The 26,862-nt window shown below is 63.2% G+C and carries 21 protein-coding genes and 3 tRNA genes; 18 read left to right on the forward strand and 6 right to left on the reverse strand.

From position 1 onward, the window contains the following. The first annotated feature begins 319 nt into the window (after window positions 1-319). The 7 genes from tig (at window position 320) to A3Q7_RS0100035 (ending at window position 8,379) form a co-directional block, all read left to right on the forward strand. Window positions 320-1,621, forward strand: a complete 1,302-nt coding sequence (gene tig, locus A3Q7_RS0100005) for a trigger factor (RefSeq protein ID WP_018409784.1) — start codon at window positions 320-322, stop codon at window positions 1,619-1,621. Window positions 1,622-1,700: 79 nt separating this feature from the next. Then, complete coding sequence (gene clpP / locus A3Q7_RS0100010; protein ID WP_018409785.1) at window positions 1,701-2,318, forward strand: ATP-dependent Clp endopeptidase proteolytic subunit ClpP; 618 nt, start codon at window positions 1,701-1,703, stop codon at window positions 2,316-2,318. 54 nt (window positions 2,319-2,372) lie between these two features. After that, entirely contained in the window at window positions 2,373-3,638 is a 1,266-nt protein-coding gene (gene clpX / locus A3Q7_RS0100015) for an ATP-dependent Clp protease ATP-binding subunit ClpX (RefSeq protein WP_018409786.1), read from the forward strand. 105 nt (window positions 3,639-3,743) lie between these two features. Next, complete coding sequence (gene lon / locus A3Q7_RS0100020; RefSeq protein WP_026224302.1) at window positions 3,744-6,152, forward strand: endopeptidase La; 2,409 nt, start codon at window positions 3,744-3,746, stop codon at window positions 6,150-6,152. Between the two features lie 68 nt (window positions 6,153-6,220). Then, a tRNA-Val gene (locus A3Q7_RS0100025) sits at window positions 6,221-6,296 on the forward strand. 24 nt (window positions 6,297-6,320) lie between these two features. After that, window positions 6,321-6,397, forward strand: a tRNA-Asp gene (locus A3Q7_RS0100030). Window positions 6,398-6,474: 77 nt separating this feature from the next. Then, window positions 6,475-8,379, forward strand: coding sequence for a SurA N-terminal domain-containing protein (locus tag A3Q7_RS0100035; protein WP_018409788.1), 1,905 nt, complete (start codon window positions 6,475-6,477; stop codon window positions 8,377-8,379). Between the two features lie 70 nt (window positions 8,380-8,449). Here A3Q7_RS0100035 and A3Q7_RS0100040 read toward each other — a convergent pair whose 3' ends face one another. Continuing rightward, on the reverse strand, window positions 8,450-9,094 hold the full coding sequence (locus A3Q7_RS0100040; protein WP_026224303.1) for a TetR family transcriptional regulator: 645 nt from the start codon (window positions 9,092-9,094) through the stop codon (window positions 8,450-8,452). Window positions 9,095-9,279: 185 nt separating this feature from the next. Further along, window positions 9,280-9,354: transfer RNA gene (locus tag A3Q7_RS0100045), tRNA-Val, on the reverse strand. 104 nt (window positions 9,355-9,458) lie between these two features. Between A3Q7_RS0100045 and gltX the strand changes: the two genes are divergently transcribed. The 10 genes from gltX (at window position 9,459) to A3Q7_RS0100095 (ending at window position 19,862) form a co-directional block, all read left to right on the forward strand. Continuing rightward, window positions 9,459-10,856 (forward strand): glutamate--tRNA ligase, encoded by a 1,398-nt coding sequence (gltX, locus tag A3Q7_RS0100050; RefSeq protein ID WP_018409790.1) that lies wholly within the window; start codon window positions 9,459-9,461, stop codon window positions 10,854-10,856. A 135-nt stretch (window positions 10,857-10,991) separates the two neighbouring features. Continuing rightward, window positions 10,992-12,026 carry a toll/interleukin-1 receptor domain-containing protein gene (locus tag A3Q7_RS0100055; RefSeq protein WP_018409791.1) on the forward strand — a complete coding sequence of 345 codons (1,035 nt, stop codon included), beginning with the start codon at window positions 10,992-10,994 and terminating at the stop codon, window positions 12,024-12,026. A 379-nt stretch (window positions 12,027-12,405) separates the two neighbouring features. Continuing rightward, window positions 12,406-13,518, forward strand: coding sequence for a response regulator (locus tag A3Q7_RS0100060; protein ID WP_018409792.1), 1,113 nt, complete (start codon window positions 12,406-12,408; stop codon window positions 13,516-13,518). Then, on the forward strand, window positions 13,508-13,681 hold the full coding sequence (locus A3Q7_RS20700) for a hypothetical protein (protein WP_157278036.1): 174 nt from the start codon (window positions 13,508-13,510) through the stop codon (window positions 13,679-13,681). The genes A3Q7_RS0100060 and A3Q7_RS20700 overlap by 11 nt, the downstream gene beginning before the upstream one ends. Further along, entirely contained in the window at window positions 13,665-14,507 is an 843-nt protein-coding gene (locus tag A3Q7_RS0100070) for an HDOD domain-containing protein (protein WP_018409794.1), read from the forward strand. Before A3Q7_RS20700 ends, A3Q7_RS0100070 begins: the two co-directional genes overlap by 17 nt. Window positions 14,508-14,623: 116 nt before the next feature. Beyond that, complete coding sequence (locus A3Q7_RS0100075) at window positions 14,624-15,955, forward strand: HD domain-containing phosphohydrolase (RefSeq protein WP_018409795.1); 1,332 nt, start codon at window positions 14,624-14,626, stop codon at window positions 15,953-15,955. Window positions 15,956-15,958: 3 nt separating this feature from the next. Next, window positions 15,959-16,327: a response regulator gene (locus A3Q7_RS0100080; RefSeq protein WP_018409796.1), complete on the forward strand. Its 369-nt coding sequence runs from the start codon at window positions 15,959-15,961 to the stop codon at window positions 16,325-16,327. Next, a complete protein-coding gene (locus A3Q7_RS0100085; RefSeq protein ID WP_018409797.1) occupies window positions 16,324-16,941 on the forward strand; it encodes a hypothetical protein in 618 nt (205 codons plus the stop codon). The genes A3Q7_RS0100080 and A3Q7_RS0100085 overlap by 4 nt, the downstream gene beginning before the upstream one ends. A gap of 61 nt (window positions 16,942-17,002) precedes the next feature. Then, complete coding sequence (locus A3Q7_RS0100090; protein ID WP_232417741.1) at window positions 17,003-18,307, forward strand: ATP-binding protein; 1,305 nt, start codon at window positions 17,003-17,005, stop codon at window positions 18,305-18,307. Window positions 18,308-18,428: 121 nt separating this feature from the next. After that, window positions 18,429-19,862: a mannose-1-phosphate guanylyltransferase/mannose-6-phosphate isomerase gene (locus A3Q7_RS0100095; protein WP_018409799.1), complete on the forward strand. Its 1,434-nt coding sequence runs from the start codon at window positions 18,429-18,431 to the stop codon at window positions 19,860-19,862. A gap of 30 nt (window positions 19,863-19,892) precedes the next feature. On the opposite strand, the gene A3Q7_RS0100100 is transcribed toward A3Q7_RS0100095, so the two are convergent. From A3Q7_RS0100100 to A3Q7_RS0100110, 3 genes are read right to left on the reverse strand one after another with little or no spacing between them, the layout of a single operon-like run. Beyond that, entirely contained in the window at window positions 19,893-21,578 is a 1,686-nt protein-coding gene (locus tag A3Q7_RS0100100; RefSeq protein WP_018409800.1) for a methyl-accepting chemotaxis protein, read from the reverse strand. Window positions 21,579-21,617: 39 nt separating this feature from the next. Next, window positions 21,618-21,773: a LiaI-LiaF-like domain-containing protein gene (locus tag A3Q7_RS20865; RefSeq protein ID WP_018409801.1), complete on the reverse strand. Its 156-nt coding sequence runs from the start codon at window positions 21,771-21,773 to the stop codon at window positions 21,618-21,620. 15 nt (window positions 21,774-21,788) lie between these two features. Beyond that, window positions 21,789-23,663: a CHASE domain-containing protein gene (locus A3Q7_RS0100110; protein WP_018409802.1), complete on the reverse strand. Its 1,875-nt coding sequence runs from the start codon at window positions 23,661-23,663 to the stop codon at window positions 21,789-21,791. Between the two features lie 235 nt (window positions 23,664-23,898). On the opposite strand from A3Q7_RS0100110, the gene ettA reads away from it, so the two are divergent. Beyond that, window positions 23,899-25,563: an energy-dependent translational throttle protein EttA gene (gene ettA / locus A3Q7_RS0100115; RefSeq protein WP_026224308.1), complete on the forward strand. Its 1,665-nt coding sequence runs from the start codon at window positions 23,899-23,901 to the stop codon at window positions 25,561-25,563. Here ettA and A3Q7_RS0100120 read toward each other — a convergent pair. Further along, the gene (locus A3Q7_RS0100120) at window positions 25,553-26,725 is read right to left on the reverse strand and encodes a GGDEF domain-containing protein (RefSeq protein ID WP_232417743.1); all 1,173 of its coding nucleotides are present in this window, start codon (window positions 26,723-26,725) and stop codon (window positions 25,553-25,555) included. The genes ettA and A3Q7_RS0100120 overlap by 11 nt on opposite strands. Window positions 26,726-26,862 lie beyond the last annotated feature (137 nt).

Below are 26,862 nucleotides of genomic sequence, written 5' to 3' on the forward strand. Positions count from 1 at the left end.
ACCTCAGGTGAGAACTTCGATGATTTCTTCATGGCTCCATCTTCTCAAGACTTGGAGCCTCCGCAAAATCCGGGGCGGTTCACTCCAAACACCCTCACAGCAAAACACACCCCCTCGCGCCTTCTCCGCAATCGAACGACTCCACGGCAACGGATCCCACCAAATAATCAGAAAATCAACCCTACTCATCGCAGGCATCGGCGGCGTAGGTTCGTGAAGTCTCCTCAGCTTGCCTGTGCTATCCTTGTGGGCTATCCGTTTAGCGGTGGTTTGCATACAAGCCGCGCATTTTTTCCTTTCAAGTCAAGGACTTTCGCCAATGGCGCAGAACACTTCAACCGGGAACACTCTTGAGCGGAAGATCAGCATGTCCGTGGTCGCTGCGGATGTGGAAAAAAACGTCGCGGTGCGGCTTGCCCGAATGGCGCGCACCGTGAAGATGCCGGGGTTCCGGCCCGGCAAGGTGCCGATGAAGATCGTCGAACAGCAGTATTCGGCTCAGGCGCGATCCGAGGCATTTACCGAAGCGGTACAGCAAGCCTTCGGGCACGCCGTCCGTGAACAGAATCTGCGCGTGGCTGGTTTTCCCAGGATCGAGCCGGCGGAATCGACCGAGCCCGGCAAGGTCTTCTTCAGTGCCACGTTCGAGGTCTATCCGGAGATCGAACCTGCCGACCTCTCGGGCAAGACGGTAGAGCGCGCAACCATGAATGTTGGCGACGCGGAGATCGAGAAAACGCTTCAGGTGCTGCAGAAGCAGCGAGTACAGTTCGTGTCCGCGGACAAGGCGGCAGCCAAGGATGATCGTGTCATCATCGATTTCCGTGGAACGCGAGAGGGCGAAGCATTCGATGGTGGAACTGCGGAAGACTTTCCGGTTGTGCTTGGGGCAGGCGCCCTTCTGGCGGATTTCGAGTCAAACGTCGAGGGATTGAAGGCCGGTGAATCGAAGACCTTCTCGCTGACCTTCCCTGAAAATTATCAGTCGAAGGAACTTGCGGGAACTACCGTGCAGTTCGAGGTCAAGGTCAAAGCAGTCGAGGCGCCGGTTCTGCCGGAGATCAATGCGGACTTCGCAAAGGCGCTTGGCGTGCCGTCCGGAGACGTGGATCAGCTGAAAACCGATGTTCGTACCAACCTTGAACGCGAAGTGAAGAAGCGGTTGCAGGCGCGGGTCAAGAACGAGGTGATGAACCTGCTCGTCGAGGCGCACACCTTTGATGTTCCGACCGCGCTTGTAGAGCAGGAAGCTGAGCGTATGGCGGAAGAAGCAAAGGCCAACCTCGCGTCGCGCGGGATGAGTGTCAAGGATATTCCGGTCGAGGCGGCATGGTTCAACGATCAGGCAGTCCGCCGCGTTCGATTGGGTCTTCTGGTTGCCGAACTGGTCAAGAAGAACGAACTGTTCGCGAAGCCGGAACAAATCCGCGCGGTAGTGGAAGAGCAGGCTCAAAGTTACGAGGATCCCGCCGATGTGATCCGTTGGTACTACAGTGATACTCAGCGGCTGGCACAGGTTGAAGCACTGGTCGTGGAAGACAATGTCGTCAACTGGGTGCTGAGTGTCGCGAATGTTGCCGACAAGACGGTGGAGTTCGACGAGCTGATGGCAAGCAATTGAGCGGGTCCGTTCGGGTCCGATGTTTGCTTTGATATGTGTGTCGGAGCTGCGCGGGCGGCTCCAACCCGGAGAGTAAGGAATGATGTCGGAAACCGTCGGTCTGGGCATGGTGCCCATGGTGATCGAGCAGAGTGGTCGGGGCGAGCGAGCCTACGACATCTACTCGCGTCTGCTGCGTGAGCGTGTGGTCTTTCTGGTTGGCCCGGTGAACGATTCAACGGCCAATCTCATCGTTGCACAGCTTTTGTTCCTCGAGTCCGAGAACCCGGACAAGGATATTTTCTTCTACATAAATTCTCCTGGGGGCTCCGTCACTGCGGGTCTGTCTATCTACGACACCATGCAGTTCATCAAACCTGACGTGTCGACCCTGTGTATCGGGCAAGCGGCAAGCATGGGGGCATTCCTGCTGTCGGCGGGTGCGAAAGGCAAGCGCTTCTGCCTTCCGAATTCGCGTGTGATGATCCATCAACCCATGGGCGGATTCCAGGGGCAGGCCTCTGACATTGAAATCCACGCAAGGGAGATCCTCACGTTGCGCGCCAAGCTGAACAGCATCATGGCTCACCACACTGGCCAACCGATAGAGACCATCGAACGCGACACGGATCGCGACAACTTCCTGTCGGCAGAGCAGGCGCACGAGTACGGAATTATTGATAAGGTACTCACCACTCGGGCGGAAAGTTCGAGCTGACGAATGGCGGGGCGCCCCGTGCGCCCTTCCTGCCTAAATGTTTGGAGTCTAGTCATGACCGACAAGAAATCGGGTTCGGAGAAGCTGCTCTACTGCTCGTTCTGCGGAAAGAGTCAGCATGAGGTCAAGAAGCTGATCGCGGGTCCGTCGGTCTTCATCTGCGACGAGTGCATCGATCTGTGCAATGACATCATTCGCGACGAGATCAGCAACGAGCAGGCAGGCAAAAGCGCGCGCGGGGATCTCCCGTCGCCGAAGGAAATCTGCGATATCCTCGACCAGTATGTGATCGGTCAAGGGCCCGCGAAGCGCATTCTCGCCGTGGCCGTATACAACCATTACAAGCGCCTGCGGCATATGTCGCGCAAGGACGATGTCGAGCTGGCAAAGAGCAACATCCTGCTCGTCGGCCCGACGGGTTCCGGCAAGACCTTGCTCGCCCAGACGCTGGCGCGACTGCTCAACGTCCCATTCGTGATGGCCGACGCCACCACGCTGACGGAGGCTGGCTATGTCGGTGAGGACGTCGAGAACATCATCCAGAAGCTGCTGCAAAAGTGCGACTACGAGGTCGAGCGCGCCCAGCAGGGCATCGTTTATATCGACGAAATCGACAAGATTTCGCGCAAATCTGACAATCCGTCCATCACCAGAGATGTGTCTGGTGAGGGGGTCCAGCAGGCTCTGCTGAAGCTGATCGAAGGTACCGTCGCCAGCGTACCGCCGCAAGGTGGACGCAAGCACCCGAATCAGGATTTCGTCCAGGTCGACACCACAAACATCCTCTTCATCTGCGGTGGCGCGTTTGACGGGCTGGAGAAGGTGATTCGCAATCGCACCGAGCAGGTAGGCATCGGGTTCGGCGCCGAAGTGAGGAGCCGCGATAACCGCAGCACCGGCGAGGCGCTGCGGAGCGTCGAGCCGGAAGATCTGATCAAGTTCGGCCTCATACCGGAGTTCGTGGGCCGGCTTCCTGTTGTCGCCACCCTTCAGGAGCTGGACGAACCGGCCTTGATAGAGATTCTGATCGAACCGAAGAACGCGCTCATCAAGCAGTATCAGAAACTCTTCCAGATGGAAGGTGTGGAGCTCGAAGTGCGGCCAGACGCTCTGCAGGCGATTGCCCGCAAGGCGCTCAAGCGCAAGACGGGGGCACGAGGTTTGCGCAGCATCATCGAATCGGCCCTGTTGGATACGATGTACGAACTGCCGGGCATCGAAAATGTCGCAAAGGTCGTGATCGACGAAGGTGTGATCAACGGCGAAACCAAGCCCATCATGCTCTACGCCGATCAAGCCAAGGTGTCCGGTTCGAATTGATACCCGCGCGTCGGTTGGCGCGCTGCGCGGGTGCCGGAGCCGGGGCGGCTTGATTCGGGAAGTGCCGCCCCAATCTGTCTGACACTGTCGCGTTAAGGAATAGCCATGTCCAGCCTACAAACCGTTCCCGAGCAGCTCGAACTTCCTCTCTTGCCGTTGCGGGACGTTGTCGTTTTCCCTCACATGGTGATCCCGCTGTTCGTTGGACGCCCCAAGTCCATCAAGGCGCTTGAGTCGGCGATGGAGTCGGGCAAGAGCATTCTGCTGGTTGCCCAGAAATCTGCAGCCAAGGATGAGCCCAGTCCCGAGGATCTTTATCGCATCGGCTGCGTGGCCAACATCCTGCAGATGTTGAAGCTGCCAGACGGAACCGTGAAGGTTCTGGTCGAAGGTACGCAGCGGGCTACCGTCGAAGAAATTGCTGACATCAAGACGCTGTTCATGGCTCAGGTCACGACGGTGCCCGCGCTTGAGCAGACATCGCATGAGATCGAAGCCATGCGTCGAGCCCTGATCGGCCAGTTCGATCAGTACGTTAAGCTCAACAAGAAGATTCCGCCTGAGATTCTTACCTCCCTTTCGAGCATCGAAGAAGCGGGGCGTCTGGCGGATACCGTCGCGGCTCATCTGCCGTTGAAGCTCGAGCAGAAGCAGGACATCCTCGAGTTGTTCGGTACCTCCGAGCGCATCGAACGTTTGCTTTCGCAGCTCGAGACCGAACTCGACATCCTGCAGGTCGAGAAGCGCATTCGCGGTCGCGTGAAGCGGCAGATGGAGAAGAGCCAGCGGGAGTACTACCTCAACGAGCAAGTCAAGGCGATCCAGAAGGAACTGGGCGAGGGTGAGGATGGGGCCGATCTCGAGGAGATTGAAAAGAAGATCAAGGCTGCCGGAATGACCAAGGAGGCGGTTGCGAAAGCCCAGTCCGAACTGAAGAAGCTCCGCCAGATGTCGCCGATGTCCGCCGAGGCCACGGTGGTGCGCAACTTCATCGAAACGCTGGTTGGTCTGCCTTGGCGCAAGAAGTCGCGCATATCGAAGGATCTGGCCGAAGCGGAGAAGATTCTCGACAAGGATCACTATGGCCTTGAGAAGGTCAAGGAACGCATTCTGGAATATCTCGCGGTGCAACAGCGTGTCGACAAGCTGAAGGCGCCGATTCTTTGCCTCGTTGGCCCTCCGGGCGTGGGCAAGACCTCGCTCGGGCAATCGATCGCCAAGGCGACCAATCGCAAGTTTGTCCGGATGGCACTGGGCGGCGTACGCGACGAGGCGGAAATTCGCGGTCACCGCCGGACCTATATCGGTTCCATGCCGGGCAAGATCCTGCAGAACATGACCAAGGTCGCGGTGAAGAACCCGCTCTTCCTGCTCGACGAAGTGGACAAGATGGGACAGGATTTCCGTGGCGACCCGTCGTCGGCGTTGCTGGAAGTGCTCGATCCGGAACAGAACTCGACTTTCGTCGATCACTATGTCGAGGTCGAGTACGATCTTTCGGACGTCATGTTCGTTGCGACGGCCAATTCGCTGAACATTCCGGCGCCATTGCTCGATCGTATGGAAGTGATCCGCCTGTCCGGATACACCGAGGAAGAGAAGGTCAACATCTGTCAGCGCTATCTGGTGCCCAAGCAGATGAAGAACAACGGACTCAGGAAGGAAGAGCTGTCGGTTACCGAAGACGCCCTGCGCGATATTGTCCGCTACTACACCCGCGAAGCAGGTGTGCGTGCGCTGGAGCGCGAGGTGTCCAAGATCTGCCGCAAGGTTGTCAAGAGCATCGTACTGAAGAAGCGTTCGTCCAAGGTGGTGGTGAATGCCAAGAACCTGGACAAGTTCTTGGGTGTGCGGCGCTATACCTTTGGCATTGCCGAGAAGGACAACCAGATCGGTCAGGTGACTGGTCTTGCATGGACTGAAGTGGGGGGCGAGCTGCTTACCATCGAAGTGGCGACCATGCCCGGCAAAGGCAATGTGCAGCGTACCGGTTCGCTCGGGGACGTGATGAAGGAATCGGTCGAGGCTGCGCGTTCCGTCGTGCGCTCGCGCGCACGACGCTTGGGCATCAAGGACGAGGTATTCGAAAAAACCGATCTACATGTGCATTTCCCCGAAGGGGCGACGCCCAAGGACGGCCCGTCGGCCGGTATCGCGATCACGACCGCCATCGTGTCCGCGCTCACCGGTATTCCGGTTCGGGCCGACGTCGCCATGACGGGCGAAATCACGTTGCGGGGCGAAGTGCTGGCCATCGGTGGTCTCAAGGAGAAGCTGCTTGCCGCGGTTCGCGGCGGCATACGTACGGCGCTCATTCCGCACGAGAACGTCAAGGACCTCGCCGAAATGCCGGATACCCTGAAGAACGCGATCGAAATCGTCGCGGTCAAGTGGATCGACGAGGTGCTCGAGCGGGCGCTCGAGCGCAAGCCGGATTCGTTGCCCGAGGTCGATGCGCCTGCCATCCCGCCTGTCGAGGATGGAAGCGTCGCCGGGCAAGTTGTCACTCACTGACCGACGCGCACCGGCAGCCCGCGATGAGGTATCATCGCGGGCTGTTTTTCGTGGCGCGTCCGGAAACCGGGTGCTTAGCTCAGTTGGTAGAGCGTCGCCCTTACAAGGCGAATGTCGGCGGTTCGAGCCCGTCAGCACCCACCAAGACCCGCACCGTCCGTACGAAATGGAGTGGTAGTTCAGTTGGTTAGAATACCGGCCTGTCACGCCGGGGGTCGCGGGTTCGAGTCCCGTCCACTCCGCCAAATCCGACAGCGGGCGAACGACAGTTCGCCTTTTTCATTTCATGCGCCCGAAATGTTCGGGTCCGCGAAAGGTGCTTATGTTTGATGCAGTCCGGAACAACAAGCGCGCGGTCCAGATAGTGCTCCTCCTGATGGTCCTGCCCTTCGCTTTTTTCGGCGTCGAGTCATACATGGACAGGGATGCCGCGCGCGAGGACGCGGCGGTGGTCGGTGACATGAAGGTGCCTCCAGAAGAGTTCGAGCAGGCGCTGCGCGCGCAGGCGGATCGCATGCGCGAGGCGGCCGGTGACCAGTTCGACCCCAAGATGATGGAAACGCCCGAGGCACGTGCGCAAGTCCTGGAAGGACTGGTGAGTCAGCGGCTCATGCTGCTGGAAGCGCAGCGTCAACATCTCACCGTGCCCGATGGGCGGCTGAGTCAGATCATTGCCGGCATCCCCGGTTTCCAGGTCGATGGCAAGTTCTCTGAAGCTCGCTTTGATCAGGTCGCGCAAGCGCGTGGTTACAGCCGAGACGGCCTGCTTGCACGCATCCGTCAGGACATGGTGATGCGGCAGCTCTTTACCGGCATTGCCGGAAGCTCCTTCGTACCCGCTTCGCTGGCTCGCCGCTGGGCGCAGATGCAGCAGGAACAGCGCGAGGTCAGCGAAGCAGTCATCACACCCTTCGAGTTCATCGAACAGGTGAAAGTGACGCCGGAGGACGTGCGCAAGTACTACGACGATAACCAGCAGGAGTTCGCGGTTCCCGAGCAAGTCAAGGTCGAATATCTCGTACTGAGCGAGGCCACTCTCGCGCCCACCGTGCAGATTCCGGAGGAAGAGGTGCGCAAGACCTTCGAGGCCAATCAGTCGAAGTACATGCAGGGCGAAGAACGCAAGGCGCGTCACATACTGCTGACTGTGGACAAGGATGCATCACCGGAACAGCGCAAGGCCGTCCGCGCCAAGGCCGAAGAGCTCTTGAAGGCAGTCAAGGCAAATCCCGCGAGGTTTGCCGAGGTGGCGAAGGCAAACTCGCAGGACCCGGGGTCCAAGGACAGTGGTGGCGAGCTGGGATTCTTCGGTCGCGGTACCATGGTCAAATCGTTCGAGGACGCCGCATTCGCTCTCAAGAAGGGCGAAATCAGCGGCATCGTGGAGACCGATTTCGGCTTTCACATCATCCAGGTCGAGGATGTACGCGGCGGCCAGGGCAAGACTCTCGAAGAGGCTCGCCCGGAAATCACCGAGGAATTGCGCAAGGTCGCGGCGCGCAGGAAGTTTGCGGAACTTGCGGAGAGCTTCAGCAACACGGTCTACGAGCAGGCGGACAGTCTCGCCCCTGCAGCCGAGAAGTTCGGCCTGACCGTGAAGACCAGCCCGTTGATTGCGAAGGGGCTGCTGATGCCGGCGCCATTCGATAACGAGAAGCTGCGTGATGCCATCTTTTCCGACGATGCGGTGAAGAACCGTCGCAACACCCAGGCTATCGAAACTGCACCGAATACGCTGGTATCCGCGCGCGTGATTGATCAGCTTCCTCCGTCGGTGCGCTCGTTCGAGGAGGTGCAGGCCGATATCGAGAAGAAGCTGCGCTTCGAGCAAGGCCGCAAGATGGCTCAGGAGCGTGGTGAAGCGGCACTGGCGAAGCTGAAGGCCGGAGAATCGGCGCCCTTGACCTGGTCACCCGCGCAGGACGTATCGCGTTCGCAGGGGCAGGGACCGGCCGCGGTGATGGTGCGAGCCATCTTCAATGCACCGGCCAACCAGTTGCCGGCCTATCTCGGTTTCCAGATGGACAACGGCGGTTATGCGGTATTCCGTATTTCTGCGGTGAAGCAGCCCAAGGAGGCGCTTGACCAGGGGCGTGTCGATGCCATCAAAGCTCAGCTGGAGCAAACGGTGTCCCAGGATGACTTTGCAGCCTACTTGAGCGGCCTGCGTCGTGAATTCCCGGTCAAGCTGAATACCCGCGTGCTGGAGGCAAACAAGACGCCTTGAGGGCCTGCGTCGGAATGATCGGGGCCGACGCTCGCCCTCGCAGAAAAAGGCCACCGCAAGGTGGCCTTTTTCATTCGTATTCCGCGCTTTGCAAGCCCGGCGGGACGTTCTTCAGGCCTTCTATGAACACATCAATCAGCCACGGGGCCATCGACCGCAGATCGAAGCTGCGGCGTTCGACCCATGAGCGCATCAGTCCACTGAAGTAGGCATGCATGGCTTCTGCCACCTCGCGCGGAATGAGGTGAGGGGGCAGTTGTCCGCGTTCGATCGCGGCGGCAAACACCACCGCCAGCATGTTTACGCATCGTGTGTCGTCTTCAACCTCGCGCTGGCGCAGCAGAGTGAAGTCCGGCCCACCATCGAGCTTGCAGAACTGGATCTCGAACACCGCCTGGACACGTTCGCAGTCGGTGAGCATGCGCAGTACGCGAATGGCGTCCTTGCGCAGGAAGCCGAGCGGGTCGTCACCGGGGGCTGCGGCCAGATCGGAAAGCATGGTCTGGAGTGGCGTATGCACTCGCTCGCAGACCGCCTGGAAGATGTCTGCCTTGTTCTCGAAATGCCAATACACGGCTCCGCGCGTATGCCCGGCGGAACGTGCAATGTCGTCCAGCGTCGTGCTCGCAACGCCTTTTTCGCGAAAGCACTTCTCTGCAGCGTCAAGAAGCTGGATCCGTGTTGCTTCCGCTTCTTCCTTGGTCCTTCTAACCATGGCTTGAGTAGGGGTATTAAACAAACAAACGTGAATGTATATTTGTCACTCTAGCGCGTAATCGTCAGGAGGTCAAAATTGCCGTGCGGAGCGCGAGCGGATGGCGCTGCCGCTGGACCAGACCGACAAGGTAAAGAATGGCGACGCAAAAAAAAACCCGGGCTAGTACCCGGGTTTCAAGTGTTTGGTGGGCAGTAGTGGGATCGAACCACTGACCCCCGCCGTGTGAAGGCGGTGCTCTACCGCTGAGCTAACTGCCCTGCATTCGTGACAGGGCGCGCATAGTAGCTGTTCCTTGCCGTGTCGTCAAATGCCCCGGTGTGACGCGCTACAATCGCGGGCTCGTTTCCTGTTCCGATCCGCCATGTCCGCGTCTGTCCGTACCCGATTTGCTCCCAGTCCCACCGGCTATCTCCATATCGGCGGCGCCCGCACCGCACTCTTTTCCTGGGCTTTCGCGCGGCATCACGGCGGCCAGTTCATTCTGCGCATCGAGGACACGGATGTAGCGCGTTCCACACCCGAGGCGGTGCAGGCCATCCTCGATGGCATGAAGTGGCTGGATCTGCGGCATGACGAGGGGCCGTTCTACCAGATGCAGCGCATGGACCGTTACAAGCAGGTGATTGCGCACCTGCTGGCAGACGGGCTTGCTTATTACTGCTACACGACACCGGACGAACTCGATGCCTTGCGCGAGCATCAGCGCGCGAACAACGAAAAACCTCGCTACGACGGACGCTGGCGTCCGGCCGCCGGCAAGACGCTGCCATCGCCGCCGTCAGGCGTTCAGCCGGTGGTGCGTTTCTGCAATCCTCTGGACGGTACGGTCGCCTGGGACGATCTGGTCAAGGGGCGTATAGCGATCGCCAACGAAGAACTGGATGACCTGATCATCGCGCGTGCCGATGGCACGCCCACCTACAATTTCTGCGTGTGCGTCGACGATTGGGATATGGGCATCACGCATGTCATTCGCGGCGACGACCACGTGAACAACACGCCGAGGCAGATCAACATATTGCGCGCGCTCGGCGCGACCGTGCCACAGTACGCGCATCTGTCGATGATTCTTGGCGATGATGGCCAGAAGCTGTCCAAGCGCCACGGCGCCGTGAGCGTCACGCAGTACGACGACGACGGCTATCTGCCCGAGGCGGTGGTGAACTATCTGGCCCGGCTCGGCTGGAGCCACGGCGACGACGAAATCTTCTCGCGCGAGCAGTTCGTACAGTGGTTCGACCTCGACCACATTACGCCGTCAGCAGCGCAGTTCAACACCGAAAAGTTGCGCTGGCTGAACGCCCATTACATGAAGCAGGCTGACAACAGCCGGCTCGCTGCCGAAGTGGCGAGCCGGCTTGCGCGTCGCGGCGTCGATCCCGAAAGCGGTCCGGCAGTCGAACCGCTGGTCGCTCTCTACAAGGACCGGGCAAGCACGCTGGTCGAACTGACCGATGCGCTGGAAGCCTTCTTCATCGACCTGCACGTCGCGCCGGAATTGCTCGCCCAGCACTTGAACGAACCGGTGCGCGATGCCCTCGGCCGGCTGGCGACCCGGCTCGACTCGGTGGTCTGGGAGAAGGCGGCGCTGTCCGCCGCGATCAAGGACACCTGCACGGAGTGCGGTCTCAAGATGCCCCAGGTCGCCATTCCGTTGCGCGTCGTGCTGCTTGGCCAGCCTCAGACGCCATCGATCGACGCGGTGCTGGAGGCTTTCGGGCAGGAACGGGTACTCGCGCGGCTGAAGCGCGCACTCTGAACACGTGCGACCGCATGGCCGTGGCGGTCGCACGGAATCCATCCCCATCTGTCCCCGTCCTGCCGATCGGCATAGACTTGGCTTCCAGCGGGACTGTGCGCAGCGGGCTGCGCCACCCGATAACGGACATGTCGGATGAACCGGATTTTCATCAGCTACCGGACGGTCGACGGTGCAAAGGACGCGAGTCGGCTCGCGGCCGATCTCGGGCGTGTCTTCGGTGATGGGCATGTTTTCATCGACAGACAGGACCTGCGCGGGGGCAAGCGGTGGCGAGAGGAAATCAGCCGCACCCTTGGCGTAAGGCCAGTCGTGCTCGTGCTGGTGACGCCAGGGTTCGCCGGTGCTCGCCATGCCGATGGTCGCCTGCGCATGGACGACCTCGACGACCCTGTGCGGATGGAGATCGAGTCCGCAATAGAGGCCGGGGCCACACTGCTTCCGCTGCGGGTGGATGGCACGCCCATGCCGGATGCAGCGATGTTGCCCGCATCCCTGCGTCGTCTCACGACCTATCACGCGCTGCCCCTGCGCACGGATGACTGGAGCGAAACCGACCTGCCGCGCATCGTCGATGACCTGGTGACGCTGGGTGTGCCGCGTGTCGACATTGCCCGCAGCCTCTTCCCCATGCCTTGGCTTGGCATCGCGCGCGGCTTTGGCGTCGCCGGGGTATCAGCCATTGCCGCGGTGCTGATCCTTGCGTGGCTGCAGCGGGGATCGGGCGCCGATGGCGAGGTCGTGCTGCCAGCGACGGCGAGCGGGCCGCTGCGCGAGGCAAGGTTGCCTTCGCCAGACCTGTCCGGTCCCTGGCTGCTCGACACGGCGACCGGGCAGCGCATTGCTGTCTCGATCCATCAGACCGAATCCCGGCTCGAGCTGCGTTCCGATCCGGTACGCATCGATCACGACCCGGCTTGGCGCACCTATCTCGACACCATTTCCGCGCAGGACGGGGAACGCCTGACTCATGTCATCTACAGCGCGCGCGGCGAGTTGATCACCGATGCCGCCAGTCTGGCGCTCACCGTGGCCAGCGCCGACGAGCGATTCGTCGTCGACACCGGCGCCCTGAAATTGCGCATCGGCCCCAAGGGCCAGGTGATCGCCGGCCAGCTTGTCCTGAACAGCGGCGAGCAGACCACTGTCGTGCTGTCGCGCCGACCTTGAACGGCCGAAGTTGCGGCCGCGGGTCCGAGGTTCCGCTTCGTGTCTGACACAAGCCCGACACCGACTAAAAGAACTGTGTCGCCTCCTCAAGCGCCCGTATCCAGTCCCGTAAGAGCTGCTGAAGGTGTGAACGACTTCACCCCTTGACCACGGGCTGGCGTTTGTTGCGGTCCGATCGGGAATGGCGGGGACAACCGACCGTTGCTCGAAATGCGCAATGCTGGATTCGTCTCTGCGTGACGCCTGCGCAGGCGGCTGGCGGATATCGAATCGCGTTACGTCATGCTTGGGCAATGCGCGGATCATGAGAGCGCACTCAAGCGGATGGCGCGCGACGGTGAGGGGCGCGCATCCAGCTTTTCTGACCGAGGGGGCGATCATGATGCGGGAAGCAAACGTCCAGGGCAGCGGGGCACTGGCCTGGGATGCTCTGGCGCTGTACCGTGATGCGGCGACGCTGTGGTCGAACGATCTGTGGCGCGCGGCGGCCGCGGCGGGTAGCTGCTGGCATCCGGCCGAGCCCGGTTGGCGAGGCGACCCCGGACATCTCGATCTGTGGGTGCAGCAATGTCTGCGCGGCGGTGCCTCGCTGCTGCTGCGCTCGGTGAGCTGGGTCGAGGCCGTCTGGCGCCTTTCGGTCGAGCCGCTGTGCGAAGGGCGTGACGGCTGGATGGTGCACCTTCAGCCCGAGGTCTTCTCGCCGCGCCATGCCCAGGACCGGGCGGTTTCACTGCTGGCCGTCGATGACGAGGCCTATATCCTGAATGCGCTGCGCCGATTGCTGCGCCGGTCGGGCTTCGATCTGCGCACGGCAGGCAGCGCCGACGAAGCGTGGGACATGCTGCAACAGCAGCCGGCGGACATCGTGCTGTCGGATCAGCGCATGCCGGGTACGACCGGCGTGCAGCTGCTGGCGCGCGTGCGTGATCACGCACCGGATACCGTGCGCATCATCCTCTCTGGCTACAGCGATGCGCAGTCCATCACCGACGCCATCAATGAAGGCGCCGTCTACAAGTTCATCGCCAAGCCGTGGGATGACGCACAGTTGCTGCTCACGCTGAACGAGGCGGCTGACGTGTTCCGTACCCGCATGCAGACGCGTCAACTGCAGCTCGCGCTGGCCACGGCGAACGCGGAATTGGGTTCGGCCAACCAGCGGCTGAAGACCTTGCTGTCGGAACAGGACCACCACATTTCTATCGGCGACTACGCGCTGCGGCTGGCGCAGGACCTGAACGATGCCTTGCCCTTTCCGGTGATCGGCCTGGACGCCGAGGGCCAGCTCGTGACTGCGAACGATGCGGCGGCGCGCTATCTGGGCGTGAGCGCTGCGGATGGCTCGCTCGCCGCCCTGGTCAGGGGACAGCAGGACAGCTTCCGCCGGGGATTCGAGTTCGCCGGACGGCAGTGGTGCCTGTGCATCGGATTGCTCGGCGGTGGCGCCGGACGCGTGATCGCCCTGATGCCGGAGAGCGGCCATGAACTCTGATGCGGACATGATCGCGGACAAGGCCGCAGACGAGCTGCGACTGCGCCAGCGGATCGGAGAGGTGCTGATGGACAATGATCAGGACGACCCACGCATCCGCCTGCTGACCGAAGTCGTCCTGCGCTGCATGATCCTGGAGCAGTGCGATGAACAGCCCGAGTGACGCGCTCGCCGACGACGTCGTGCTGCCGCCGTTGCCAGAGGTGGTGGCCGAGCTCATTCCCATGCTGGGACAGGAGCAGGTACATGGTGCGCAACTCGCCCGGACCGTCGGACGCGATCCGGCTCTGGCCGGTGCGACGCTGAAGCTGGCCAATTCCTCCTTCTTCGGACTGACCGGACGTGTCGCCAGCATGCAGGACGCGATCACGCTGATCGGCGTCAATGCAGTGCGCAACATGCTGCTGATACTTGGCATGCGCGATGCGTTGAAGCCGGCCTGCGGCACGGTCGATGTCCATGACTTCTGGCTGCATGCGCTCGAGACCGGAGCGGCTGCGCGTGCGCTGGCACGTCCCCACGATGCCTGCGGGGACGAGGCATTTCTCGCCGGCCTGCTGCACGACCTGGGCAAGCTGGTGCAGGTATGCAGCTACCCGGACGGTTTTGCGCGCATCAGCGCACAGGTCGCGCAGAGCCGGTGCAGTTGGCGGCAGGCCGAGAGCGAGACCGATTGCCCCGGGCACGAGGCGTGCGGTGCCATGCTGGCGCATGCCTGGCGGCTGCCGCCCGTGCTCGCCCTGGTGATGTCCGGGCATCACATGCCTGATGGCGACGCACCGCTGTTGGTGCACCGCGTGCACCTGGCCAATCTGATCGCACATGTCGCGATTGCCGATCAGCCGGGCGCGGAGCCGGCCGCACGCCTGCAAGCCATGAGCTGGCAGAGGCTGGCACCGGCCGAGTCGGACATCGAGCGCGCAGTAACCGCCGTCCGCCGCCTGCGCGCCCGGGCAGGCGAATGGCGCGCCCTTCTGCGCGACACCTGACGGCGGTTCGCGGATACCCGATGTGGCAGCGCACAAGTTGAACTAAGGTTAAATGCATAAAGACATGCGCAGGCGAGGACGTGAACCGTGAACAGATTCACGCCCTGGAAACTGGCATGAACATGAACGACACCTCGCAGTTGCAGCCCGCCTCGACGGGCGACGCCATCGCACCGCTGGCGGTGCTGTGTGTCGATGACGAGCGCGGCATCCTGTCCTCGCTCCGTCGCCTGCTCCGGCCGCTGGGACACCAGGTCCATGTGGCGGAGAGTGCCGCCGAGGCCCTCGGCCTGCTCGAAACCACCCCGGTCGATCTGGTCATTTCCGACATGCGCATGCCCGAGATGGATGGCGCGGAGTTCCTTGCGCGCGTGCGCGCACGCTGGCCGCAGCCGGTACGGGTGCTGCTCACCGGCTACTCGGACCTGTCTTCGACGATAGACGCGATCAACCGCGGCGAGATCCATCGCTTCGTGTCCAAGCCGTGGGACGACGAACATCTGCTGTCCGTGGTGCGGGACGGACTGTCCCGCCGCATGCTGGAGCGCGAGCGCGAGCAACTGCGCCGGCGCATCGAGGAACAGAACCAGGAACTGCTGCAGATGAATGTGCTGCTCGAGGAGAAGGTCGAGGCGCGCACAGCGGAGCTTGCGCTCGCCAACGATCATCTCAAGCAGAACTTCCTCACGTCGATCAAGGTGTTCTCCAATCTGATCGAGATTCGCCATCCGGTGCTCAAGGGCCATTCGCGCCGCGTGTCGGAACTCGCGCGTACCATGGCGCGGCTGTTGAATCTGCCGCAGGCGCAGATCAACGAGGTGTTCGCGGCGTCCCTGCTGCACGACATCGGCAAGATCGGCCTCAGTGACGAGGTCATCGCGCAGCCCAGCGACCGGCTGGTGGGAGAGCCGCTGAAGGCGTGGCGCGCGCATGCGGCTCTCGGCGAGTCGGCGCTGCTGGCGCTCGATTCACTGCGCGCATCGGCCCGCATCATCCGTCACCACCACGAGCGCTACGACGGAAAGGGATTCCCGGACGGGCTCCAGGGCGAGGCGATTCCGCTTGGCGCGCGCATCCTCGCCGTCGCCAATGATTTCGACAGCTACATGCACGGCCTGGTCTGCGGCACGCGGCACAGCGAGGACGAGTCCTTCGACTACATCGCGCGTGGCCGCGGTTCACGCTATGACGCGGCCGTGGTCGAGGCACTGTCGGCGGCGCTGGCCGAGGAGGCGAACGCGCGTCTGCGCGACGACGCCCTGCCGGTGGACAAGCTGGAACCCGGCATGGTGCTCTCGCGCGATCTGGTCGATCGCGACGGCCGCCTGCTGCTTGCGGCCGATTTCCGAATGGATGGTGTCGTGATCCGCCAGATCCGCGACTATGCGTCCCGGGTCAATCCCACCATGAAGGTCCACGTCCACCCCCCTGTGTCGAAAGCGAGCTGAACCATGGCACTGTCCGTACTTGTCGTCGATGACTCGCCGATGGCGAGAAAGATGCTGATCAAGTCCCTGCCGCCGGACTGGGACATCGACATCCGTCAGGCCGGCAACGGCCATGAGGCGCTGGCCGCCTATCGCGAGGGCCGGGCCGACGTGATTTTCCTCGACCTCAACATGCCGGGGCTCGACGGCTACGGCGTGCTGGAGACGCTGCAGCGCGAGGATCTGAACTGCTTCGTCATCGTCGTGTCGGCGGACGTGCAGCCCCAAGCGCGCGAGCGCGTGATGCAGATGGGCGCCATCGCCTTCGTGCAGAAGCCGGTGGATGCCGCCAAGCTGGAGCCGGTGCTGCGCGAGTACGGGGTGGTGGTATGAACGCCGCGCTGCTGACCGAGGAGCAGAACGAGGCGCTGCAGGAGATCGCCAATATCGGCATGGGGCGGGCCGGGCGCTCGATCGCCGGCGTGTTCGACGAATTCGTCGAACTGTCGGTGCCTCGTGTGCGGGAGGCTCGGCTTGACAGCCTGACCGAGGCAGTCGCCGGCCTGATTCCGGAAGAGACGCTCACCGCGGTACGCCAGGGCTTCTTCGGACGGGTGCGTGGCGAGGTGATCGTCGTGTTCGGCATGAATGGCTGCCGTGATCTTGCCGGACTCATGGGCTATGGCGATTCCCTGGTCGCAGCCGATGAGGACGAACTGCTGCTGGATGTGGCGAACGTGATCGTGAGTGCCTGCCTGGGCGGCATTGCCGAACAGCTGTCGACCGAACTGTCGGTGTCCGCCCCCTCGGTGTTGGCCAGCCACGTGCCGCCCGCCGGCCTGTTCGGCGCGACGCGCGAGGCTCCCGACGGCAGCGGCGCCCTCATCGTCGAGGTGAATTTCCGGCTGGAACGGCACAGCTTTGCGTGTTCGTTGCTCATGATGCTGCCGGCCGATGGCGTCGGCGCGATAAGGCAGGCGCTGGATGACTTCCTCGCCAGTTTCTGAAGCGCACCGGTCGTCACCGGCCTTGACGGAGGAATCTGCCGTGGATCGCAACGAATCCTGCTTGAGCGCCACCGATCGCATGATCGACATGATGGACGTCGGCGTGTTCGCGGTGGATCGCGAACTGCATGTACGGAGCTGGAATGCCTTCATGGTGGCGCATGCCGGCAAGGGGCGGCGAGAGGTGCTCGGGCGCTCTATCTTCGAGGTGTTTCCCGAACTGCCGCGTTCCTGGCTGCAGAAGAAATTCGATCGCGTATTCGCGCTCGGGGCGCCGTCCTTCACGTCGTGGGAACAGAGACCCTGGCTGTTCCGGCTGCCGCACAACCGCCCGATCACCGGCGGCGTCGACTGCATGCAGCAGGACACGCGTCTGGTGCCGCTGAAGAATGGCGATGGCGAGGTCGCCCTGGTGCTGGTGTGCGTTTTCGACGTGACCGACGCGGCGATGCTGCAGCGCCGCCTGGCGGAAACCGTAACCGCCCTGGAGGCCGAGCGGGCCGAACAGCAGAAGCTGATTGCGCGTCTGGCGGAGGCGCAGGAACAGCTTGTCCAGTCGGAAAAGCTCGCCGCCATCGGCCAACTCGCGGCCGGCGTCGCGCACGAGATCAACAATCCGGTCGGCTTCGTCATGTCGAACTTCCGTTCGCTTGAACAGTACCTGGATGGCGCGTTCGCCCTGGTCGAAGCGTTCGACCGCCACATCGATCTGCTTCCCGACGCGGCGCGGACGGCGATCGAGAAGCTCAAGAGCGACATGGACTACGAATTTGTCGCCGACGATGCGCGCAGTCTGGTGGCGGAAAGCCGCGACGGACTGGAGCGCGTCAAGCGCATCGTGGCCGATCTGCGCGATTTCTCCCGGGTCGGCGAAACCGACTGGCAGTGGGCCAGCGTGCATGGCTGCCTGGACAGCACGCTCAATGTGGTCATGAACGAAATCAAGTACAAGGCTCAGGTGGTCAAGGATTATGGCGAACTGCCGCAGATCGAGTGCATGCCGTTCCAGCTTAACCAGGTGTTCCTGAATCTGCTGGTGAATGCGGCGCAGGCCATAGAGGGGCAGGGCAGCATCACGCTGCGCACACGCGCCGAGGCCGAGCAGGTCGTGATCCAGATCGCCGATACCGGCTGCGGCATGCCGCCGGACGTGCTGCGGCGCATCTTCGATCCCTTCTTCACCACCAAGCCGGTCGGCAAGGGAACGGGTCTGGGATTGTCGGTCACGCACAGCATCATCGGTCGCCATCACGGCAGCATCGCGGTGGACAGCACGCCCGGACAGGGCACCACCTTCACCTTGCGCCTGCCCGTGCGGCAGGCGGCCGCGCAGTCGACGGCGGACCGCGAGGTGCAGGCCGCCTGATCCGCCGGTGCAGCACGTCCGGACGGCAGGCGCCGGTCGCTGCCTGTTGTAACGGATTTATCGCCGACGCGCGTCGCGGCTCGCTTAAACTCGGGAACTTCCGATTTTTCAGGTTCCCGTCATGACCTTGCAGCCCGTCATTCTCTGCGGAGGCTCAGGCACCCGTCTGTGGCCGCTGTCGCGCGAGCGCTATCCGAAGCAGCTTCTGCCGCTCGATGGCGAGCGTACCCTGCTGCAGGATACCGCGCTGCGCGCCGGTGCCCGCGATCTGGAACTGGCGCCGCCACTGGTGGTGTGCAACGAGGAATACCGCTTCCTGACCGCCGAACAACTGCGCCAGATCGGCGTGCATCCAGCCGCATTGCTGCTCGAGCCGGTCGGCCGCAATACCGCGCCGGCACTGGCGCTGGCCGCACTGGCGGCAAACAGCCCGGACACCGTGCTGCTGGTCATGCCCTCGGATCACGTGATCCGCGACACGGCCGCGTTCCAGGATGCGGTCGCGATCGGCGCCGCGCAGGCCGCGCAGGGTGCCGTGGTCACCTTCGGCATCACGCCGGACCGGGCGGAAACCGGCTATGGCTACATCAAGGTAGGGGCGGTGCAGGCGGGCGGTCCGTCGCGCGTGCTCGAGCGCTTCGTCGAGAAGCCGGATGCGCAGACCGCCGCCGCCTATCTGGAAAGCGGCGACTACCTGTGGAACGCCGGCATCTTCATGATGAAGGCCGGCGTCGCGCTCGATCTGCTCAAGCGCTTCCGGCCCGACATCGAAGCGGCCAGCCGGGCGGCTTATCAGGGGGGGGCGGCCGATCGCGACTTCTATCGCGTGGACAAGGCCGCGTTCGCCGCCTGCCCGTCCGATTCGATCGACTATGCGGTGATGGAACCGCTGGCGGCCGGCGAGCCGCGGCTGGCGCCGGCCGTCGTGGTGCCGCTGGACGCCGGCTGGTCCGACGTCGGTGCGTGGGACGCGCTGTGGCAGGTGGCCGACAAGGATGAGGCCGGCAATGTCGCGCGCGGCGACGTGCTGCTGCAGGACACGCAGGACAGTCTGGTGTTCGCCGAAACGCGCATGGTGAGCTGCCTGGGCCTGAAGGATGTGGTGGTGGTGGAAACCAGCGACGCCGTCATGGTAGCGGCCAAGGACCGCACGCAGGACGTCAAGCGCATCGTGACCGAACTGAAGGCGAGGAAGCGTCCGGAAGCGGAAAACCATCGCAAGGTGTACCGTCCCTGGGGCTACTACGACTCGATCGACGCCGGGGCGCGTTTCCAGGTCAAGCGCATCGTGGTCAATCCGGGAGCCGCGCTGTCGCTGCAGATGCATCACCATCGTGCCGAACACTGGATCGTGGTCAGCGGCACCGCACGCGTGACCTGCGGCGACAAGGTGCTGCTGCTGTCCGAGAACCAGTCCACCTATATCCCGCTGGGCACCACGCACCGGCTGGAGAACCCGGGCAAACTGCCGCTGGAAATGATAGAGGTGCAGTCCGGCAGCTATCTGGGCGAGGACGACATCGTGCGCTTCGAGGATACCTACGGCCGCGCCTGATGCCGATCGGGGCATGGCACCGCCCGTGCCCTAGACCGTGAAGCAGTCCAGCCGTTGGCGCATGGACTGCGACAGCGCATTCATCGCGTCCGCCGCGGCGCTGACGCCGGTCACCGCCTGACTGTTGCGTTCCCCCATGTCGGCGATGCGTTCCACCTGGCGTGCGATGCTTTCGCTGGCGGCCGTCTGCTCCGACAGTGCCTCCGAAATTTCGTCGCTGGCCACCACGGCCTCATGCGATGCCGCGCGCATGGAAGCGATCGAATCCGACACTTCGCGCGTGGAGGCCGTGATGCCCTCGAACTGATGCACCAGCGCCTGCATGCTGGCCAGAGTATCGGCCGTCACCGTCTGCACCGCGCTCACCACGCCATCGATCTGGCGTGTCGCCTCCGACGTGCGCTCGGCCAGCTTGCGCACTTCGTCGGCCACGACCGCGAAGCCGCGGCCCTGTTCGCCGGCCCGTGCCGCTTCGATCGCGGCATTCAGTGCCAGCAGATTGGTCTGGTCCGCGATGCCCTTGATCGTCGCCGCGATGTCGCGGATGCCCTCGACCTGGGCGTTCAGCGTTTCCATGCCGGCCGCCGTGCTCTGCACCTCCTGGCTTGCGCCAAGTACGGCATGGGTTGCCGAACCGATGATGTTGCCGCCCATGTCGGCCTGTTCCATCGAGCGATGCGAAACGTTGCGCGCCTGGCCAGCGCTGTCGCTGACGTGTGCGACGCTGACCGCGAGTTCCTCGGCGGCGGCGGCCATGCCTGATGTGGCGTCCTTCTGTTCGGTCACCGCGCCGGCCAGGGTATCCACCGAGCCGTACAGCACGGATGAATGCTCCGCGACATGGGCGGCGGTGTCCTTCATCACATGCAAGGTTTTCTGCAGTTCGGCGAACAGTGCGTTGATCGATGCCCCGGCTTCGGAAAGTTCGTCGCCGCGGTTGTCCGGCGCGCGTACCGTGAGATCCAGTCGGGCGCGTGCCGTGCCGAGCGCGCTGCGCAGAGAACCCATGCTCTGGCTCAGACGACGTACCGTGAGCACGATGCCGACGACAAGGACGACCGAAAGTACGGCCACCGTCGATCCGAGCGCCCACAGGCCGGTGCGGTAAAGACCCGCCGTGCGGTCGCGCGTCTGCTGGTCCAGCGCCTGCAGATCCTGTTCGATGTCGCGCGTCAGTGCGCTCATTGCCTCGGTGGCGGCGCGGTCCATGCCCTTTACTGCGCGATCGACCTGCTTGCCGGTGTCCGGGTCACCGATGTCGAAGGACAGCAGAGCCGCGCGATAGCGCTCGAGCATGCCGTGGTGTGCCTGCAGCAGCGCATCCACCTCCCCGGCGCGCGCAGAGCCGGCACCGCGCAGCCGTTCTCCGATGTCCTGCAGCCGACTGCTCACCTGGCCTGCATGTTTCTCGAAACTGTCCCGGTGCTTCTTCAACTGTTCCGGATCGTTGCCTCGGATCAGGATGTTCTTCCACTCCTGAACCTGGGTCTTGAAATCCACGCTGGCGGTCTGCACGTCGAGCCCGATGCGGGTCATGGCATGCAGGTGAGCGAGATCCTGTCCGACGCCGCTGTCCAGCCGGTAGAGCTGGAACAGGCCGAATCCGCCTGCGGCAAGCAGGCCGGCGAGCGCCACGACGCCCAGCGCGAGCAGTCGCCCGCGCAATGTCACGAAAACTCGCATGCTCAGCCCCTCGAAGGCAAGAAGCTGTTTCAACGGAGGAAAACCGGAAAAACTTTAAGGCGCTCCCGGGCCTCAGCGTTTGCGGATCAGTCCGGCCACTCCGGCCGCGATGAGCAGGGCTGGCCACCAGGTGCCGAACAGATGCGCCAGTTCGCGCAGGGAGAAAAGGTCGAGATTGGCGGCAAGCAGCAGCGCGCCGATGACGATGAGGCCTATGGATCCGATCATGGGGGATGGGGTGGGTTATCGCTCGTCCATGGCAGACGCGTTCCAGACCGCGATGGTATTCCTGCCGTCGGCTTTTGCGGCATACATGGCGCAGTCGGCTCTTCCCACCAGCGTGTCCACATCGTCCCCGTCATCGGGACAGAGTGTGATGCCCACGCTGGCCGATATGTGTGCCGTGCCGTCGCGTGTCAGGAAAGGCTCGCCGAGCCGGGCGCGTATTTTCTCCGCGACTGCACGCGCGGCGTCGACCGAACGTGTTTCCGGCAACAGAGCGACGAATTCGTCGCCGCCGTAGCGCGCGAGCGTATCCGCCGCGCGCAGGCAGCCCTGCATGCGACGCGTGGCCTCGACGAGAAGGGCATCGCCAGCGCCATGGCCCAGTCGGTCATTGACCGCCTTGAAATGGTCCAGGTCGATGAACATGAGGCAGAAGCTGCGTCCGTAGCGCCGGGCCGTCACCAGGGTGCGGTTCAGCCTGTCCGCCAGCAGGGCGCGGTTGGGCAGGCCGGTCAGGCCGTCGTGGGTGGCCAGCCAGGCAATCCGCGCCTCGTCCGCCTTGCGATCACTGATGTCGGCCATCACGATAATGGCGCCCGCCGCCTGACCCGCTTCATTGCTTCGCGACACGCCAGACGCCAGCACGGTGACTTCGCCGCGGGCGCGCCCGTCCAGCGTGAGCTCCATGCGCACCGACTCTCCGGCCATGAGCGCTGCCGCCATCGATGCTGCCGCGTGGCGACCATTCGCAGCCGCGAGCTCGTCCAGCGAAAGTCCTTCGATGTCGGACGCCGATCGGGTCAGCATGCGCTGCAGTCCCGGGTTGACGAATTCGATGCGACCCTGCTCATCAAGCGAAAGAATGCCTTCGCCGGACAGGTTCACCAGGGTCGAGTACAGGCGGTTGCTTGCTGCAAGGGACGCGCCCAGTTCAGCCAGACGGGCGTTGTTCAGGCGCGCGTTCCCGAGGCCGGTCGCGAGCGTGAGCGCGAGCGCGCCGAACAATCCCACCAGCGCGAGCTCGGTGTACCAGAGATCGATGTCGGATGCCGCTTCTTCGCGCTGTTCGACCAGAAGTCGCCAACGCCGTCCTTCCATGCCGATGGATTGCGTGTGCGAGGGCGCATCGAACCGGACCGGATCGCCATCGTGACTGTCGAAAATCAGCCGTTCCGGTCTGGCCTCTTCGCCGTCGAAAATGCGCAGACGCACGCCGTCAAGATGATCTCCCAGCGTTCCGCGCATCAGGTCCTTCATGCGGAACGGGCTGTATACCCAGCCTCGCAGCGCGGCTCTGCGCTGCTCGACCGTGTCGGTCGCCATGCCCGGATGATAGCTCGGCAGGTAGAGCAGCACGCCCGACTGGATATCATGTTCGGTTTCCTGCACCAGGACGACGCGACCGCTCAGGGCGGGTTCGCCGCTGTCACGTGCGCGATGCATCGCCTCCCGCCTGACCGGCTCGGACATCATGTCGAACGCGAAGGCGCGCTGGTTTCGCCAGTCCATCGGTTCGAGAAACACGATGCTGCTGTATTCGTCGCGCACGCTGGGGGGACGCACCACATAGTCCGCATATCCCGCCCGTCGCATCGATGCCTGATGCACCTCGAGCTGACCGGCCGGAATGTAGAGCGCGAAGCCGACGCCCTGAATACCCGGGAAGTCGGTTTGCAGCGACAGCGCCGATGTGTAGCGGCGCCAGTCCTGTTCGGTGACCTCGTCGGAAGCGTCGAACAGCGCGCGTGCGCCGCGCAGAATCTGGCAATAGGCCTGCATGCGCTGTTCGATGCGCTGTCCGAGGTCCCGCGTAATGAACTGCAGCCGTTCCTGGGTGCGCTCATGGTGGCGTTTGCCCACCATGAACCACGCGACCAGACAGCCTGCCAGCACAAGGACGGCTGCGAGCAGGAGCGGGTGGACATGTGCCCCGACAGGAGACTTCTCGACTGACCCGGCGGGGGCTTGGGGCGGGTGGGAGCCGTCGCTCATGTCCGCATTGAACGCCGAATTTCATCGCCTGTCATCCGACGAATGGCGGATGTCCGGTTCACCCCGCCCGTTGCCGCACGCGCAGCCCGCTTGGGGCATACTTGCCGACTTGCCCTGTCGTGACTGCATCAGAAAAATGGCCCAATATGTGATGTCCATGCTCCGCGTGAGCAAGGTGGTTCCCCCGAAACGCCAGATCATCAAGGACATTTCGCTGTCCTTCTTTCCGGGTGCCAAGATCGGCCTGCTCGGCTTGAATGGTTCCGGCAAGTCCACGGTGCTGCGCATCATGGCCAACGCCGACCACGAATACGAAGGCGAGGTGCAGCACCAGCCCGGCGTGCGCATCGGCTACCTGCCGCAGGAACCGGAGCTGGATCCGGACAGGACCGTGCGCGAGGAGGTGGAATCCGCGCTCGGCGAAATTGTCGAGGCGCGCCAGAAGCTGGAACAGATCTACGCCGCCTATGCCGAGCCCGACGCCGATTTCGACAAGCTGGCCGAGGAACAGGCGAAGTACGAGGCGGTGCTTGCGGCTGCGGGCACCGATGTCGAGACGCAGATGGAAATCGCCGCCGATGCGCTGCGACTGCCGCCCTGGGATGCGAAGATCGGGCCGCTGTCCGGCGGCGAGAAGCGCCGCGTGGCGCTGTGCAAGCTGCTGCTGTCCAAGCCCGACATGCTGCTGCTCGACGAGCCGACCAACCACCTGGACGCCGAATCAGTCGAGTGGCTGGAACAGTTCCTGGTGCGTTTCCCCGGCACCGTGGTCGCGGTGACGCACGATCGCTACTTCCTGGACAATGCGGCCGAGTGGATCCTGGAACTGGACCGCGGTCACGGCATCCCGTGGAAGGGCAACTACTCGAGCTGGCTCGAACAGAAGGAAGCGCGGCTGGAGCAGGAGAACAAGCAGGTCGACGCCCACATGAAGGCGATGAAGACCGAACTGGAATGGGTGCGCCAGAACCCGAAGGCGCGTCAGGCCAAGTCCAAGGCGCGTCTGGCCCGCTACGAGGAAATGAGCAGCGTCGAATACCAGAAGCGCAACGAAACCCAGGAAATCTTCATTCCGCCGGGCGAACGTCTCGGCGACAAGGTGATCGAGTTCAATGGCGTATCCAAGGGCTTCGGTGACCGTCTGCTGATCGACAACCTGAGCTTTTCCGTGCCCCCGGGAGCCATCGTCGGCGTGATCGGTCCGAATGGCGCAGGCAAGTCCACGCTGTTCCGGATGATCCAGGGCAAGGAAAAGCCGGACGCCGGTGAAATCGTGATCGGTCCGACGGTCAAGCTGGCGGCGGTTGACCAGTCGCGCGAAGGGCTGGAGCCGAACAGGACGGTTTTCGAGGCGATCGCCGATGGCGCCGACATCCTCACCGTGGGCAAGTTCGAAATGCCCAGCCGCGCCTACATCGGCCGCTTCAACTTCAAGGGCGGCGATCAGCAGAAGATCGTGGGCAACCTGTCCGGCGGCGAACGCGGCCGTCTGCACCTGGCCAAGACGCTCATTTCCGGCGGCAATGTGCTGCTGCTGGACGAACCGTCGAACGACCTCGATGTGGAAACCTTGCGCGCGCTGGAAGATGCGCTGCTCGAATTCGCCGGATGCGTGCTGGTGACCTCGCACGACCGCTGGTTCCTCGATCGCATCGCCACCCACATTCTGGCGGCCGAGGGCGATTCGCAATGGACTTTCTTCAACGGCAACTACCAGGAGTATGAAGCCGACAAGAAGAAGCGCCTGGGCGAGGAAGGCGCCAAGCCCAAGCGTATCCGCTACAAGCCCATCAGTCGCTGATCACGCAGCGGTTGCGTCCGTCCGACTTCGCGCGGTAAAGGGCGAAGTCGGCTCGCTCGAGCACGTGTTCCATCGATTCTCCCGGGCGGAACCGTACCAGTCCCGCCGAGAAAGTGACCCCCCCGCCCTCCGGCGCGGCGATCAGCCGCACGCCGGCCAGTGCCTCACGCACTCGCGCCATCGTGGTCGTGGCCTGTCGCGCGTCGGTGTCAGGCAGCAGAACCAGGAATTCCTCACCGCCCCAGCGCGCGAACACGTCGGATTCGCGCAGCGCCGCCAGCGCGATGGTCGCGAACCGCTTCAGCACCTCGTCACCGGCGCCGTGGCCGAAGCTGTCATTGATCCGCTTGAAGTGGTCGAGATCGAGCAGGCACAGCGTCAGCGGCGCGCCGTTGCGTTCTGCCTGCCGGGCCAGTTGCATGAACAGCTCGTGCGCGTGGCGGCGGTTGGGCAGACCGGTCAGTTCGTCGCGGGTGGCCAGTTGCCGTATGCGATCCAGCGCTGCCTCGAGTGCATTGCGCTGCGCGCGCAGTCGCGACCGTATGCCCATGAGCTGCCCGCTCAGCATGGACATGATGGGCAGGATGGTGGCCATCAGGACGAAATGCACCCATTCCACATCCGGAGGATAGTCGTCCGGGCGCAGGCGCGACATGACATGCATGGTCAGGCCGGTGCCGACCAGCGCGGTCGCGTTGTAGATGCGCCGGCCGAGGCGGTTCAGGTTGAATATGCCGAAAACCAGGGTCAGCACAAGCAGCATCAGCAGCGCCCCGCGCACCGGCGCGAACAGCGCATAGGCCAGCGTGATCCACGCGCCGGCCGCCATGATCTGCAGGAAAGTGAGTGAAGGATCGGCGAAGCGCATGTTAAGACCGCTGCGAACCACGCCGAATACGATGCCCATCCAGAGCAGCATGCCGGCCTGCATCGTGCGCCCGGTGGCCGCGGCAACCATGCCCCGGAGCGTGCAGTACTCGATCAACGCCAGACAGATCACATACACCAGCATCGACATCAGCGTGCGCTGCAGTCGCAGCCGCTGGAAGCGATCCTCACCGAACAGCAGCCTGTCCGCCCAGGACGGGATGTGCAGGTGAGGCGGGGAGACGCCGCTGTCCTCCGCCGCATCGGGAACCGGCAGGTTTGGCTTCTGTTTCACGTCTGGTATCGTCCGGGCGGAAAACAGCCACATTATCCAATCTATCCTGAGCCGTTCCGCGACAGTGTGCAAGGCGCCATGGATTTGCGCGGCGGAGACCGCAAATGTCACACGGCCGGTGCAGTGTCGACTGGCGC

This window comes from Methyloversatilis thermotolerans (genome assembly GCF_000372885.1).
Taxonomy (GTDB): domain Bacteria; phylum Pseudomonadota; class Gammaproteobacteria; order Burkholderiales; family Rhodocyclaceae; genus Methyloversatilis; species Methyloversatilis thermotolerans.

Coding starts and splice junctions, on each gene's coding strand:
- tig (WP_018409784.1), top strand. CDS start 320: ATGGCGCAGAACACTTCAACCGGGAACACTCTTGAGCGGAAGATCAGC.
- clpP (WP_018409785.1), top strand. CDS start 1,701: ATGATGTCGGAAACCGTCGGTCTGGGCATGGTGCCCATGGTGATCGAG.
- clpX (WP_018409786.1), top strand. CDS start 2,373: ATGACCGACAAGAAATCGGGTTCGGAGAAGCTGCTCTACTGCTCGTTC.
- lon (WP_026224302.1), top strand. CDS start 3,744: ATGTCCAGCCTACAAACCGTTCCCGAGCAGCTCGAACTTCCTCTCTTG.
- A3Q7_RS0100035 (WP_018409788.1), top strand. CDS start 6,475: ATGTTTGATGCAGTCCGGAACAACAAGCGCGCGGTCCAGATAGTGCTC.
- A3Q7_RS0100040 (WP_026224303.1), bottom strand. CDS start 9,094: ATGGTTAGAAGGACCAAGGAAGAAGCGGAAGCAACACGGATCCAGCTT.
- gltX (WP_018409790.1), top strand. CDS start 9,459: ATGTCCGCGTCTGTCCGTACCCGATTTGCTCCCAGTCCCACCGGCTAT.
- A3Q7_RS0100055 (WP_018409791.1), top strand. CDS start 10,992: ATGAACCGGATTTTCATCAGCTACCGGACGGTCGACGGTGCAAAGGAC.
- A3Q7_RS0100060 (WP_018409792.1), top strand. CDS start 12,406: ATGATGCGGGAAGCAAACGTCCAGGGCAGCGGGGCACTGGCCTGGGAT.
- A3Q7_RS20700 (WP_157278036.1), top strand. CDS start 13,508: ATGAACTCTGATGCGGACATGATCGCGGACAAGGCCGCAGACGAGCTG.
- A3Q7_RS0100070 (WP_018409794.1), top strand. CDS start 13,665: ATGAACAGCCCGAGTGACGCGCTCGCCGACGACGTCGTGCTGCCGCCG.
- A3Q7_RS0100075 (WP_018409795.1), top strand. CDS start 14,624: ATGAACATGAACGACACCTCGCAGTTGCAGCCCGCCTCGACGGGCGAC.
- A3Q7_RS0100080 (WP_018409796.1), top strand. CDS start 15,959: ATGGCACTGTCCGTACTTGTCGTCGATGACTCGCCGATGGCGAGAAAG.
- A3Q7_RS0100085 (WP_018409797.1), top strand. CDS start 16,324: ATGAACGCCGCGCTGCTGACCGAGGAGCAGAACGAGGCGCTGCAGGAG.
- A3Q7_RS0100095 (WP_018409799.1), top strand. CDS start 18,429: ATGACCTTGCAGCCCGTCATTCTCTGCGGAGGCTCAGGCACCCGTCTG.
- A3Q7_RS20865 (WP_018409801.1), bottom strand. CDS start 21,773: ATGATCGGATCCATAGGCCTCATCGTCATCGGCGCGCTGCTGCTTGCC.
- ettA (WP_026224308.1), top strand. CDS start 23,899: ATGGCCCAATATGTGATGTCCATGCTCCGCGTGAGCAAGGTGGTTCCC.